The sequence below is a fragment of the Nocardioides marmorisolisilvae genome, assembly GCF_031656915.1.
GTDB classification, from domain to species: Bacteria; Actinomycetota; Actinomycetes; order Propionibacteriales; family Nocardioidaceae; genus Marmoricola; species Marmoricola terrisoli.
Genome location: NZ_CP134227.1, coordinates 1,603,528 through 1,616,657, shown reverse-complemented (window position 1 = coordinate 1,616,657; position 13,130 = coordinate 1,603,528). Strand labels below are relative to the sequence as shown.

10 protein-coding genes and 1 pseudogene are annotated in these 13,130 nt (G+C 68.9%); 7 read left to right on the top strand and 4 right to left on the bottom strand.

Features of this window, described 5'->3' with window-relative positions; translation table 11 throughout:
* Positions 1 to 2: 2 nt before the first annotated feature.
* Positions 3 to 533 (top strand): 2'-5' RNA ligase family protein, encoded by a 531-nt coding sequence (locus tag Q9R13_RS07695; protein ID WP_310964490.1) that lies wholly within the window; start codon positions 3 to 5, stop codon positions 531 to 533.
* On the opposite strand, the gene Q9R13_RS07690 is transcribed toward Q9R13_RS07695, so the two are convergent.
* Genes Q9R13_RS07690 through Q9R13_RS07675 form a run of 4 tightly spaced genes read right to left on the bottom strand, consistent with a single transcriptional unit; the run spans position 517 to position 5,041 of the window.
* Complete coding sequence (locus Q9R13_RS07690; protein ID WP_310964489.1) at positions 517 to 1,479, bottom strand: CAP domain-containing protein; 963 nt, start codon at positions 1,477 to 1,479, stop codon at positions 517 to 519. The two genes, Q9R13_RS07695 and Q9R13_RS07690, sit on opposite strands and share 17 nt — an antisense overlap.
* A gap of 28 nt (positions 1,480 to 1,507) precedes the next feature.
* Positions 1,508 to 2,251, bottom strand: coding sequence for a succinate dehydrogenase/fumarate reductase iron-sulfur subunit (locus tag Q9R13_RS07685; protein ID WP_310964488.1), 744 nt, complete (start codon positions 2,249 to 2,251; stop codon positions 1,508 to 1,510).
* Positions 2,251 to 4,269 carry a fumarate reductase/succinate dehydrogenase flavoprotein subunit gene (locus tag Q9R13_RS07680; protein ID WP_310965058.1) on the bottom strand — a complete coding sequence of 673 codons (2,019 nt, stop codon included), beginning with the start codon at positions 4,267 to 4,269 and terminating at the stop codon, positions 2,251 to 2,253. The genes Q9R13_RS07685 and Q9R13_RS07680 overlap by 1 nt, the downstream gene beginning before the upstream one ends.
* 40 nt (positions 4,270 to 4,309) lie before the next feature.
* A complete protein-coding gene (locus Q9R13_RS07675) occupies positions 4,310 to 5,041 on the bottom strand; it encodes a succinate dehydrogenase cytochrome b subunit (protein ID WP_310964487.1) in 732 nt (243 codons plus the stop codon).
* 156 nt (positions 5,042 to 5,197) lie between these two features.
* On the opposite strand from Q9R13_RS07675, the gene Q9R13_RS07670 reads away from it, so the two are divergent.
* The 6 genes and pseudogenes from Q9R13_RS07670 to scpA all read left to right on the top strand — a co-directional run.
* Positions 5,198 to 6,034 carry a hypothetical protein gene (locus tag Q9R13_RS07670; RefSeq protein WP_310964486.1) on the top strand — a complete coding sequence of 279 codons (837 nt, stop codon included), beginning with the start codon at positions 5,198 to 5,200 and terminating at the stop codon, positions 6,032 to 6,034.
* Between the two features lie 2 nt (positions 6,035 to 6,036).
* The gene (locus Q9R13_RS07665; protein WP_310964485.1) at positions 6,037 to 7,950 is read left to right on the top strand and encodes a fumarate reductase/succinate dehydrogenase flavoprotein subunit; all 1,914 of its coding nucleotides are present in this window, start codon (positions 6,037 to 6,039) and stop codon (positions 7,948 to 7,950) included.
* Positions 7,950 to 8,726 carry a succinate dehydrogenase/fumarate reductase iron-sulfur subunit gene (locus tag Q9R13_RS07660; protein WP_310964484.1) on the top strand — a complete coding sequence of 259 codons (777 nt, stop codon included), beginning with the start codon at positions 7,950 to 7,952 and terminating at the stop codon, positions 8,724 to 8,726. Before Q9R13_RS07665 ends, Q9R13_RS07660 begins: the two co-directional genes overlap by 1 nt.
* A 75-nt stretch (positions 8,727 to 8,801) precedes the next feature.
* Positions 8,802 to 9,104 (top strand): hypothetical protein, encoded by a 303-nt coding sequence (locus tag Q9R13_RS07655; protein WP_310964483.1) that lies wholly within the window; start codon positions 8,802 to 8,804, stop codon positions 9,102 to 9,104.
* A gap of 66 nt (positions 9,105 to 9,170) precedes the next feature.
* The gene (locus tag Q9R13_RS07650) at positions 9,171 to 10,940 is read left to right on the top strand and encodes a methylmalonyl-CoA mutase family protein (protein ID WP_310964482.1); all 1,770 of its coding nucleotides are present in this window, start codon (positions 9,171 to 9,173) and stop codon (positions 10,938 to 10,940) included.
* Positions 10,941 to 11,017: 77 nt separating this feature from the next.
* Positions 11,018 to 13,126, top strand: a pseudogene (gene scpA / locus Q9R13_RS07645) (methylmalonyl-CoA mutase); the annotation flags it as partial.
* Between the last annotated feature and the right edge of the window lie 4 nt (positions 13,127 to 13,130).

Genomic DNA, 13,130 nt, shown 5'->3' with positions numbered 1-13,130 from the left:
CAATGTCCACCATCGGTGTCTCGATCGCGGTCCCCGACCCGCACGGCAGCCTGCTCCAGGACTACCGGGTCGCGCTGGGGGACGAGTCGGCGCGGCTGATCCCCACCCACGTCACGCTGCTGCCGCCGTACGAGGTCGCCGACGAGGACCTGCCCGGGATCGTCGAGCACCTCGAGTCGATCGCCTCGGAGTCGGCGCCGTTCACCCTGCATCTGCGCGGCACCGGCACGTTCCGGCCCATCTCACCGGTCGTCTTCGTCGTCGTGGTGGAGGGCATCTCCCAATGCGAGCAGCTCACCGCCCGGGTGCGCACCGGGCCGCTGGCCGCCGATCTCCGGTTCCCCTACCACCCGCACGTCACCGTGGCCCACGACGTCGAGGACGCGCTGCTGGACCGGGCCTTCGCCGATCTCGGTGACTACGACTGCAGCTTCGAGGCCGGTGCGTTCCACCTCTACCTGCACGACGAGGTGACCGGCTGGCACACCACGCGGTCCTTCCCGCTGGGCAGCCGGGTCAGCGTCTCGGCCTGAACAGCTCCACCCAGTACGAGCGATCGACCGACCGACCGTGGATGCGGACGTTGCGGACCACCACGTGGTAGGTGGCCCGCGGGTGGATCCGCTCGTGCAGGTGCCACACGACCGTCGGCATGCCGTACCGGTCGCCGGCGGCGATCCGCGAGACCCGGACCCGGTGGCCGTTGCGGTGCACCCGGACCCGCGCGTGGCTGAAGTCGGCGTGGCGGTGCCCGGAGCTGAGTGACCAGCGCCGTCCCGGGACGAGCGGAGCCGGGAACCAGCCGCGGCTCGGCCAGGACACCCAGGCCGGGTTGTGGCGGGTGCGTGTGGTGTCGCCACGCACGTGCATCGCATTCGTCGTGTGGGTGGTCCCGGACCCCATCGTCGTGGTGAACGGGTAGAGGAGCCAGCGTCGGTGGCCGACGCTGCGGTTCTCCGCTCCGTCGTCGGTCATGTACATCCTCACCACGCCCACCGGGTTGATCCGTGGGTACCGGTAGGCCAGGTTCGAGTCGGCCGCGTTGCGTGCGCCTGCGCGGGTGTAGCAGAGCCAGCTCTGATCGGGGTAGTGGCTCAGCGTCCGGTTCGCAGCGATCATCAGTGCGGTCAACATCGACCGGTCGTTGAGTCGCGCGGAGAAGGTCACCGGGTCGAGGTGGTTCAGGCCACGCATGAGATTGATCGCCCGCATCGTCGCGGTCAGTGACGCCGGGGAGTCGGTGCCGGGCAGACAGCCCAGGACGCTTCCGGTGAATCCGGTGCGCACCCGTCGAAGGTCGGCGTACCGCGTCCAGTAGGCGTAGTTCACCGCAGCCTTGTCGTGCACCCGCAACCGGTGCACGATCGGAGCGGCCGCTACCCCCGGATCAGCGGTGCCGGACGGCGCAGCGACGAGTACGCCGCCGGCGGCGAGCACCAGACTGCAGAGGATGGTCCTTCCTCGGGAATGTCCAGGCACAGGGGCGAGTGTAGGCCGTGTCGCGGGGTCAGTGGCCGTGGCGGATGGCCGTGCGCAGGTCGCGGTTGAGCTGCGAGATCACGTCGAGCGGGATCTCCTTGGGGCAGGCGGCCGTGCACTCACCGATGTTCGTGCAGCCGCCGAAGCCCTCGGCGTCGGCCTGGGCGACCATGTTCACCACGCGGGTGTCGCGCTCGGCCTGTCCTTGGGGCAGCTCGCCGAGGTGGGTGACCTTTGCTCCGACGAACAGTGATGCCGAGCCATTGGGGCAGGCCGCGACACAGGCGCCGCATCCGATGCAGGTGGCGACGTCGAAGGCACGGTCGGCGTTCTGCTTGGGCACCGGGATCGCGTGGGCGTCGGGAGCGGCGCCGGTGTTCACCGAGATGTAGCCGCCCTGCTGGATGATCCGGTCGAAGGCGCTACGGTCGACCACCAGGTCCTTGAGGACCGGGAACGGTCCAGCGCGCCAGGGCTCGATCACGACGGTGTCACCGTCGGAGAAGGACCTCATGTGCAACTGGCAGGTGGTGGTGACCTCCGGGCCGTGAGGTTGGCCGTTGATCATCAGACTGCACATGCCGCAGATGCCCTCGCGACAGTCGCTGTCGAAGGCGATCGGCTCCTCGCCGCGGGTGTTCAGCTCCTCGTTGAGGACGTCGAGCATCTCCAGGAAGGACATGTCGGGGGAGACGTCGTCGAGCTGGTAGTCGTGCATCGCACCGGGTGCGGAGGCGTCGGCCTGGCGCCAGATCTTCAGGGTCAGTCGCATTACTTGTAGCTCCGCTGCTTCATCTCGATGGCGGTGTAGGTGAGTTCTTCCTTGTGCAGCACCGGTGGTGCGTGGTCGCCGGCGAAGCCCCAGGCCGCGACGTACGCGAACTGGTCGTCGTGCCGAAGCGCCTCGCCGTCCTCGGTCTGGGACTCAGCGCGGAAGTGACCGCCACAGGACTCACGGCGGTTCAGCGCGTCGATGCACATCAGCTCGCCGAGCTCGAAGAAGTCCGCGACCCGGCCCGCCTTCTCAAGGCTCTGGTTGATGTTGTCGGCCGCGCCGAGCACCTTGACGTTGCGGTAGAAGTCGTCCTTCAGGCCGCGGATGAGGTCGATCGCCTTCCGCAGGCCGTCGGCGCTGCGCTCCATGCCGCAGAACTCCCACATGATATTGCCGAGCTCGCGGTGGTAGGAGTCCACGCTCCGGGTGCCGTCGACGGTGAGGAAGTGCTCGACCCGGGTGCGCACCGACTCCAGCGCCTCGAGCACAGCCGGATGGTCGTCGGGCACCTGCTCGAAGGGCCCGTCGGCGAGGTAGTCGCGGATCGTGTTCGGCAGCACGAAGTAGCCGTCGGCCAGGCCCTGCATCAGTGCCGATGCGCCGAGCCGGTTGGCGCCCTGGTCGGAGAAGTTCGCCTCGCCCGCGACGAAGAGGCCGGGCAGGTTGCTCTGCAGGTCGTAGTCGACCCACAGGCCGCCCATCGTGTAGTGGATCGCCGGGTAGACGCGCATCGGCGAGCTGTAGGGATCCTCGCCCGTGATCCGGGCGTACATGTCGAAGAGGTTGCCGTACTTCGCCTCGATGGCCGGTCGGCCGAGACGCTTGATCGCGTCGGCGAAGTCGAGGTAGACACCGCGGCGCACGCCCTCGACCTCGGGGCCCACACCGCGACCCTCGTCGCACATGTTCTTGGCCTGTCGGGAGGCGATGTCGCGGGGGACCAGGTTGCCGAAGGACGGGTAGATCCGCTCCAGGTAGTAGTCGCGGTCCTCCTCGGGGATGTCCCGCGGGCTCTTCTCGCAGTCGGCCTTCTTCTTCGGCACCCAGATCCGGCCGTCGTTGCGCAGCGACTCGCTCATCAGGGTCAGCTTGGACTGGTGGTGCCCGGTGACCGGGATGCAGGTCGGGTGGATCTGCGTGTAGCAGGGGTTCCCGAAGTAGGCGCCCTTGCGGTAGGCCCGCCACGACGCAGTGACGTTGCTGCCCATCGCGTTGGTGGACAGGTAGTAGACGTTGCCGTAGCCGCCGGTCGCGAGCACGACCACGTCCGCGGTGTGGGTCTCGATCGCGCCGGTGACCAGGTCGCGGGTGATGATGCCGCGGGCGCGGCCGTCGACCACGACGAGCTCGAGCATCTCGTGGCGGGTGAAGGTCTCCACCGTCCCGGCCTGAACCTGGCGCTCGAGGGCCTGGTAGGCGCCGATCAGCAGTTGCTGCCCGGTCTGGCCACGGGCGTAGAAGGTGCGGGAGACCTGCACGCCGCCGAAGGAGCGGTTGTCGAGCAGCCCGCCGTACTCGCGAGCGAAGGGGACACCCTGGGCAACGCACTGGTCGATGATGTCGACGCTGACCTGGGCCAGTCGGTAGGAGTTGGACTCCCGCGACCGGTAGTCGCCGCCCTTCACGGTGTCGTAGAAGAGTCGGTAGACCGAGTCGCCGTCGCCCTTGTAGTTCTTCGCGGCGTTGATGCCGCCCTGGGCGGCGATCGAGTGCGCCCGACGCGGGGAGTCCTGGTAGCAGAAGGACCGCACCTGGTAGCCGGCCTCACCGAGGGTGGCGGCGGCGGAGGCGCCGGCGAGGCCGGTGCCGACCACGATGATCGAGAGGGTACGGCGCTTCGCCGGGTTGGCCATCCGTGAGGTGAACTTGCGCTCGTCCCACAGGTCCTGGATCGGGCCCTGGGGGGCCTTGGTGTCCTGGACCGGATCGCCGAGGGTGTAGTAGCCGGCGGCGTCGTCGGAGAACTCGCCCGGGCCGTCGTACGACGGATCCGAGGTCAGGGTGGTGTCAGGCATGTCGGTCATGGGGGTGGTCCTCCGCGAAAGGGGCGAGTCGTCAGCTGGTCTTGGTGATGACGCCGGCGGCGATGAAGATCGGCACGGCCACGAAGCCGACGGAGATGATCAGCGCCAGCACGAACGCGATCTGTCGGGCCAGCCGGCGCGACCGGGTGTTGAGGGTCCAGCCGAGCGTCTGGCAGGCGCTCCAGATGCCGTGGTGCAGGTGCGCGCCGAGCATCGCCATCGCCACGACGTAGATCAGCGTGATCCACCAGACGTTGAAGCTGTCGACCAGCAGCAGGAACGGGTCGTGGCGGTCGGTCGGCAGCTGGTCGGGCCGCACGTTGATCTTGACGATCGTGAACTCGAGCAGGTGCCAGATCACGAACAGCAGGATGGTGACCCCGCCCCAGCGCATCAATCGGCTCGCGAAGGTCGCCCCGACGTGCTTCTTCACCTGGTAGCGCACCGGCCGGGCCGCGCGTGCCCGTCGCCACAGCACCACTGCACACGCGACGTGCACCACCAGCGACAGCAGCAGCACCGCCCGCATCACCCAGAGGAAGCCCTCGTGCGGCAGCATCGGCTCGCCGATGGTGCGCAGGTGCGCTGCGTAGGTGTCGTAGGCATCGTGTCCGGCGAACGCCTTGAGGTTGCCGTACATGTGGGCGAGCACGAAGAGGATGAAGATGATCCCGCTGGTCGCCATGAGCAGCTTCAGCGCGATCGTCGACTGTGAGCCGCGGGCGCCCTTGACGAGGGTGGGGCTCTGAATCTGGGTTGCCACGGAGGTCACGGTATCGCCCTACCTGTCGGTAACTTGACGCCGTCCGTGTGACTTAGAAGACGTTCGACCAGCGTGCCCCCTTCCCGTGGACGGTCCCGATGAAGTAGACAGGCGGAGAGTTCGGCCGCCGTCGGACTCGAGTCTGCGGAGGTGTCGATGGCCGACGTGCGCCAGCCAGTGCGCGAGTCCAGTCCTGCGAGCCGACGAGGTGCTGCCGGCGTACGAGCGCCGGGGCGCGCGCGGATCGGGAAGCTCACCTTGCGTACCGATCCGTGGTGGCGTACGCCGCTGGCCTACGGACTCACCCTGGGCATCGTCGGTCTCTACCTGCTCTACGCGGTGTTCATCAACAAGGACTACTACTGGGAGCCGTACATCTCGCCGATGTACTCCCCATGCCTGACCGCGAACTGTGTCGCGAACAGCGGCTGGGGCTGGTTCGGCAGCATCGACCCGGTCACGCCGGCGTTGATCATCATCATCTTCCCGGCCGGCCTGCGGGCCACTTGCTACTACTACCGCAAGGCGTACTACCGCTCGTTCTTCCTCTCGCCGCCGGCCTGCGCCGTCCCGGAGCCGCGCAACGGATACAAGGGGGAGTCGAAGTTCCCGCTGATCGTGCAGAACGTGCACCGCTACTTCTTCTACATCACCCTGATCTTCAATGCGATCCTCACCTACGACGCCGTGATCGCCTTCCGTGACCATCAGGGCAACTGGGGCCACATGGGGCTGGGCACCCTGGTGCTGATCGTCAATGCGGCCCTGTTGTGGCTCTACAACCTGTCCTGCCACTCGTGCCGGCATGCGGTCGGGGGCCGGCTGCGGCACTTCAGCAAGCACCCGGTGCGCTACTGGATGTGGAGCCAGGCCACCCGTCTCAACGCGAAGCACGCCCAGATCGCGTGGGCCTCGCTCGTCTTCGTGGCCCTGACCGATCTCTACGTGCGGCTGGTCGCCAGCGGCACCATCACCGACCCGAGGTTCTTCTGACGATGAGCGAGTCCACGCGACACCCGATGACCGGCAACGAGCTGTCCGGAGACGCCGAAGGGGGCAGGGAGCACCACCAGTACGACGTCGTGGTGATCGGCGCCGGCGGCTCCGGGCTGCGTGCGGCCATCGCCGCGCATGAGGCCGGTGCCAAGGTCGCCATCGTCTGCAAGTCGCTGCTCGGCAAGGCCCACACCGTGATGGCCGAGGGCGGCATCGCCGCGTCCCTGGGCAACCGCTGGCCCGAGGACAACTGGGAGGTGCACTTCCGCGACACCATGCGTGGCGGGAAGATGCTGAACAACTGGCGCATGGCGCAGCTGCACGCCCAGGAGGCGCCCGAGCGGGTGCTCGAGCTGGAGGACTGGGGGGCGCTCTTCGACCGCACCGAGGACGGGCTGATCTCCCAGCGCGACTTCGGCGGCCATCGCTACGCACGACTGGCGCACGTCGGCGACCGCACTGGGCTGGAGATGATCCGGACCCTGCAGCAGCGCACGGTGCAGCTGGGCATCGACGTCTTCATGGAGTGCACGGTCACCGAGCTCTTCAAGGCCGGCGACGATCCGTCGAGCCCGATCTCCGGTGCGTTCGCCTACTGGCGGGAGACCGGGCGCTTCATCCTCTTCGAGGCTCCGTCGATCGTGCTGGCCACCGGCGGCATCGGCAAGTCCTTCAAGGTCACCTCGAACTCGTGGGAGTACACCGGCGACGGCCATGCCCTCGCACTGCGCGCGGGCGCCTCGCTGATCAACATGGAGTTCGTCCAGTTCCACCCCACGGGGATGGTCTGGCCCCCATCGGTCAAGGGGCTGCTGGTGACCGAGTCGGTGCGTGGCGACGGCGGCATCCTGCGCAACTCCGAGGGCAAGCGCTTCATGTTCGACTACATCTCCGACTACTTCAAGGACGAGACGGCCGACACCGAGGAGGAGGCCGACCGCTGGTACGACGACAAGACCAACAACCGTCGGCCGCCCGAGCTGCTCCCGCGTGACGAGGTCGCCCGAGCGATCAACGCCGAGATCAAGGCCGGCCGCGGGTCACCGCACGGAGGGGTGTTTCTGGACATCGCGTCCCGGCGGAGCCCGGAGTTCATCAAGAAGCGGCTGCCGTCGATGTACCACCAGTTCAAGGAGCTGGCCGACGTCGACATCACCGCCGAGCCGATGGAGATCGGGCCGACCTGCCACTACGTGATGGGCGGCGTCGAGGTCGACGCGGACACGGAGGTGAGCGCGGTCCCCGGCCTGTACTCGGTGGGGGAGTGCTCGGGAGGCATGCACGGCTCCAACCGGCTCGGGGGCAACTCGCTGGGCGACCTGCTGGTCTTCGGCAAGCGGGCCGGCGAGCACGCCGCCCAGTACGCCGCCGGGCTGAGTCCGCGGCCCGCCGTACGCGACGACGACGTGCGGACCGCCCAGCGCACGGCTCTGTCGCCGTTCGAGGCGGCCGGGGAGCACACCGAGAACCCCTACACCATCCAGCACGATCTGCAGCAGTCGATGAACGACCTGGTCGGGATCATTCGCACCGCCGCGGAGCTGGAGCGGTCGCTGGAGGAGATCCAGCGGCTCAAGGAACGCGCCAGGCACCTGCTCGTCGAGGGGAACCGGCAGTACAACCCCGGCTGGCACCTCGCCCTGGACCTGCGCAACATGCTGCTGGTCTCCGAGTGCATCGCGAAGGCGGCGCTCGCCCGCCAGGAGTCGCGCGGCGGACACACGCGCGACGACTTCCCGAAGACCGACCCGACGTGGGGCACCAAGAACCTCGTGCTGACCCTCGACGCCACCGGTGAGGGTGTCGATCTGGCGGAGAAGCCGCTGCCGGTGATGCCCGATGAGCTGCAGAAGTACTTCGAGGACGGACCGACCCCGGCCGGTGGCGCGGCGGGCATGAAGGGCGGGCAGTGATGGGCTACGAGCTGAAGATGCGGGTCTGGCGTGGGGACGCCTCCGGCGGCGAGCTCGGGGACTACTCCGTCGAGGTCTCCGAGGGCGAGGTGGTGCTCGACGCGATCCATCGACTTCAGGCCACCCAGGCCGGCGACCTCGCGGTGCGCTGGAACTGCAAGGCCGGCAAGTGCGGGTCCTGCAGTGCCGAGGTCAACGGCCGGCCGCGGCTGATGTGCATGACCCGGCTCTCGGACTTCGAGCCGACCGAGACGATCACGGTGACTCCGATGCGCACGTTCCCGGTGATCCGGGATCTGGTCACCGACGTCTCCTTCAACTACGAGAAGGCCAAGCAGCTCCCGGCCGCCGAGCTCGGCCCACGTGACGCAGACGGCAAGCGCCGGATGGCCCAGGTCGACGTCGAGCGCGGCCAGGAGTTCCGCAAGTGCATCGAGTGCTTCCTGTGCCAGAACGTCTGCCACGTCGTCCGTGACCACGAGGACAACAAGCCGGCGTTCGCCGGTCCGCGGTTCTTCCTGCGGTACGCCGAGCTGGACATGCATCCGCTGGACACCCACGACCGCAGGCAGCTCGCCCAGGAGGCGGCCGGCATCGGGATGTGCAACATCACCAAGTGCTGCACCGAGGTGTGCCCGGAGGGCATCAAGATCACCGACAACGCGATCATCCCGATGAAGGAACGCGTCGTGGACCGCAAGTACGACCCGTTGGTGTGGCTGGGCAACAAGATCGGCATCCGGAGCAGGGACTACGACGATCGGACCGAGGTGTGAGGACGCGGCCGCACCGGAGCGCGTTCGTCTCCAGCGGCGTAGGAAGGGGCTCGGGCGGGACGGCTCCGCTTCCCGATGCCCGGTGAACACCTATGGTCGCTGGCCCTGGCCCTGGCCCTGGCCCTGGGCCGCGGCCACTGCGGTCGGCCCCAGCTGGGTCGCTGCGCTCGCAGCTCGCCGGTGGCTGGCCGTAACCAGCAGGTGCTGGGCAGTGACCGGCCCGACTGGCCGCTGACCGTGCGTGACGGCTTCCACCTGAACGTCAGCGTGCGTTGGGCGAGCGTGGCTCGAGGTCGGCAACGTCGCCACGTCGCGGCGACGATGATCGACGACGATGTCGTTGGCCCCGTCGTCGTTGGTCCCGTCCCGGTTCGGTGAGCCCGCGGTGGTCGGAAAGGTCACAGTCTGTGGCCGGGCTCGGCCGGGTTACCTATTCTGCGCAGCATGGAATCCGTGCCCCTGGAGACCGGAGCGACCCACGGTCGCGCCGATTGGGAGCGCCTGGCTGCGGCGGTGCTGCGCAAGTCCGGTCGGCTCGCCGACGACGCTCCCGACGCGGACGTGTGGGCGAGGCTGACCCGCCGCACGCTCGACGGCATCGCGATCCCCCCGCTGGGGACCCCTGACCTCCTCTCCGGTCTGGTCTCCTCGGGACGACCGACCCGCAACGGCGACTGGGACATCCGTCCCGTCCACGCCGACCCCGACGCCACGGCCACCAAGCAGGCGGTGCTGGCCGACCTGGAGAACGGCGCCACCTCGGTGTGGCTCCAGGTCGGTGAGCACGGCCTCGCCCTGGCCGACCTGGTCACCGTGCTCGAGCCGGTCCTGCTCGACCTCGCCCCAGTGATCCTGGAGGCACCAGGCGACCAGCTCGAGGTCGCGCAGGCCTTCGCGACGCTGGCGCGGGGCACGCAACTGGCCGACGGCACCAACCTGGGCGTCGACCCTGTCGGCGCGGCGATCCGGACCGGAGGCTTCAGCGCGGCGATGAGCAGCCGGCACACCCACGGGCTGGTAGAGCCCGCGGGGCGGCTGGCCACCGAGCTGGGCTGCCTGGCGGTGGTCGTCGACGGGACCGTGGTGCACGACCTCGGCGCCTCCGACGTCCAGGAGCTCGGCTACGTGGCGGCGGTCGGAGCCGGCTACCTTCGCGAGCTGGTCGAGGCCGGACACGACGTCGACGCCGCGGCCTCGCTGATCGAGTTCCGACTGGCCGCGACCGACGAGCAGTTCCCCACGATCGCCAAGCTCCGCGCCGCGCGCCGGCTGTGGGCACGTGTCCTCGAGCTCAGCGGAGCCGGCACCGGGAGCATGCGGCTGCACGCGGTGACGAGCCGCCCGATGATGAGTCGCTACGACCCCTGGGTGAACATGCTGCGCACCTGCGTCGCCACCTTCGCCGCCGGCGTGGGCGGCGCCGACGCGGTCACCGTGCTGCCCTTCGACGCGCCGATCGGGCTGCCCGACAACGCCAGCCGCCGGATCGCCCGGAACACCTCCTCGCTGTTGGTTGCCGAGTCACACGTCGGCGCGGTGGCGGACCCAGCCGGCGGCTCGCACCTGGTCGAGAAGCTCACCGACGATCTCGCGGTGGCCGGTTGGGCCGAGCTCGGCCTGCTCGAGACGGCCGCGAGCGGCGACGAGCACGGCTCGCTGGCCGGGCTCGCCGGACTCGAGGACCGGATCGGGGCCGTCGTCGCCGAGCGGGACCGCCAGGTCGCCACCCGCAAGCGCCCGCTCACCGGCCTGTCGGAGTTCCCCAACCTGCACGAGTCGCTGCCCGAGCGCACGCCGTACGCCGGAGGCGGCCTGCCCGTGAAGCCCTACGGCCACGCCTTCGAGGAGCTGCGGGCCGCACCGGTCGAACCGAAGGTCTACCTCGCCACGATGGCCAGCGTCGCCGCACACACGGCGCGGGCCACGTTCGCCACCAACCTGCTCGCAGCCGGTGGCATCGACGTGGTCAACGAGGGAGCCCATGACGATGTCGATGCCGTTCTCGCGCACTACAACGGTGAGCCCGTGGTCTGCCTGGTCGGTGCGGATGCGGCGTACGCCGAGTGGGGCACCCCGCTGGCCGAGGCGCTGCGCGCAGCGGGCGCCCGATGGGTCGTCGTCGCGGGGAAGCCGCTCGAGGGGTGCGACGACAACTGCGCGGCCGGTGTGGACGCGCTGGAGTTCCTGACCAGGACGAGGGAGCAGCTCCGATGACGGTGCCGAAGACCTTTGCCGGATTGCCCCTGGTCGACGACGGCCGGGCCCCGACCGGATCCCGCTCGACGGCCTCGGCGACTGCGACGGGTGAGCAGCAGCCGTGGGAGTCACCCGAGGGCATCCCGATCCTGCCGGTCTACGGCCCCGAGCACCTCGAGGGTCTCGACGCGCTGGACACGTTCCCGGGCCTGGACCCGTTCCTGCGCGGGCCGTACCCGACGATGTACACCACCCAGCCGTGGACTATCCGCCAGTACGCCGGCTTCTCCACTGCTGAGGAGTCGAACGCCTTCTACCGCCGCAACCTGGCCGCGGGGCAGAAGGGGCTCAGCGTCGCCTTCGACCTGGCCACCCACCGCGGCTACGACTCGGACCACCCGAGGGTGCGCGGCGACGTGGGCATGGCGGGCGTCGCGATCGACTCGATCTACGACGCACGCACCCTCTTCGACGGCATCCCGCTGGACCAGATGTCGGTGTCGATGACGATGAACGGCGCCGTGCTGCCGGTGCTCGCGCTCTACATCGTCGCGGCGGAGGAACAGGGGGTGAAGCCGGAACAGCTCGCAGGGACCATCCAGAATGACATCCTCAAGGAGTTCATGGTCCGCAACACCTATATCTACCCGCCGCAGCCGAGCATGCGGATCATCTCCGACATCTTCGCCTACACCTCGCAGCGGATGCCGCGGTTCAACTCCATCTCCATCTCCGGCTACCACATCCAAGAAGCCGGGGCGACCGCCGACCTGGAGCTCGCGTACACGCTCGCCGACGGGGTGGAGTACATCCGCGCCGGTCTCGGTGCCGGGCTGACCATCGACCAGTTCGCCCCGCGGCTGAGCTTCTTCTGGGCGATCGGGATGAACTTCTTCATGGAGGTCGCCAAGCTCCGCGCCGCGCGCGCGCTGTGGGCGCGGCTGGTCCGCGAGTTCGGCCCGGAGAACCCCAAGTCACTGAGTCTGCGCACGCACAGCCAGACATCGGGCTGGTCGCTGACCGCGCAGGACGTGTTCAACAACGTCCAGCGGACCTGCATCGAGGCGATGGCCGCGACCCAGGGTCACACCCAGTCGCTGCACACCAACGCGCTGGACGAGGCGATCGCGCTGCCGACCGACTTCTCCGCGCGGATCGCCCGCAACACCCAGCTGCTGCTGCAGCAGGAGTCGGGCACGACGTACTCCATCGACCCGTGGGGCGGCTCCTACTATGTCGAGCGGCTGACCCACGACCTGGCCGCCAAGGCGTGGGCGCACATCCGTGAGGCCGAGCAGGCCGGCGGGATGGCGAAGGCCATCGAGCAGGGCATCCCGAAGATGCGCGTGGAGGAGGCGGCGGCTCGCACCCAGGCACGACTGGATTCGGGGCAGCAGGCGCTGATCGGGGTCAACCGCTACCGGTTGGCCGACGAGGACGCGCTCGACGTGCTGCGCGTGGACAACGCCAGCGTCTACAAGCAGCAGCTGGCGAAGCTCGAGCGGTTGCGCGCCGAGCGCGATCAGGACCAGGTCGACAGCGCGCTCGCCGCGTTGACGAAGTCCGCGGCCGACGGACCCCGGAACGGGTCACTCGACGGCAATCTGCTCGCCCTGGCCGTCGACGCTGCTCGAGCGAAGGCGACCGTGGGGGAGATCTCGGACGCGCTGGAGAAGGTGTACGGGCGTCACCAGGCGGTGATTCGTACCATCTCCGGTGTGTACAAGCGCGAGTCCGGTGCGGACAACGAGCTGATCCGCAGCGTCCTGGACGCGACCGAGAAGTTCGCCGAGGACGAGGGGCGGCGTCCCCGCATCCTGGTCGCCAAGATGGGCCAGGACGGCCACGATCGGGGCCAGAAGGTGATCGTCACGGCGTTCGCTGACCTCGGCTTCGACGTCGACGTGGGGCCCTTGTTCTCCACGCCCGAGGAGGTCGCGCAGCAGGCCGTCGACGCCGACGTCCACATCGTCGGGGTCAACTCCCTGGCCGCAGGGCACCTGACGCTGGTACCGGCGCTCAAGCAGGCGCTCGCGGACCTCGGCCGGCCCGACATCATCATCGTCGTCGGGGGCGTGATCCCGCCCGATGACGTACCGACGCTGAAGGAGATGGGCGCGGTCGCCGTCTACCAGCCGGGCACCGTGATCGCGGAGTCGGCACGTGAGCTGCTCGATGTGCTCACGTCGCGGCTCGGTCACTGAGGCC

What these genes read in the sequence shown, in the direction of transcription:
- Q9R13_RS07695 (WP_310964490.1), top strand. Translation starts at nt 3, where the DNA reads ATGTCCACCATCGGTGTCTCGATCGCGGTCCCCGACCCGCACGGCAGC.
- Q9R13_RS07685 (WP_310964488.1), bottom strand. Translation starts at nt 2,251, where the DNA reads ATGCGACTGACCCTGAAGATCTGGCGCCAGGCCGACGCCTCCGCACCC.
- Q9R13_RS07680 (WP_310965058.1), bottom strand. Translation starts at nt 4,269, where the DNA reads ATGCCTGACACCACCCTGACCTCGGATCCGTCGTACGACGGCCCGGGC.
- Q9R13_RS07670 (WP_310964486.1), top strand. Translation starts at nt 5,198, where the DNA reads ATGGCCGACGTGCGCCAGCCAGTGCGCGAGTCCAGTCCTGCGAGCCGA.
- Q9R13_RS07665 (WP_310964485.1), top strand. Translation starts at nt 6,037, where the DNA reads ATGAGCGAGTCCACGCGACACCCGATGACCGGCAACGAGCTGTCCGGA.
- Q9R13_RS07660 (WP_310964484.1), top strand. Translation starts at nt 7,950, where the DNA reads ATGGGCTACGAGCTGAAGATGCGGGTCTGGCGTGGGGACGCCTCCGGC.
- Q9R13_RS07655 (WP_310964483.1), top strand. Translation starts at nt 8,802, where the DNA reads ATGCCCGGTGAACACCTATGGTCGCTGGCCCTGGCCCTGGCCCTGGCC.
- Q9R13_RS07650 (WP_310964482.1), top strand. Translation starts at nt 9,171, where the DNA reads ATGGAATCCGTGCCCCTGGAGACCGGAGCGACCCACGGTCGCGCCGAT.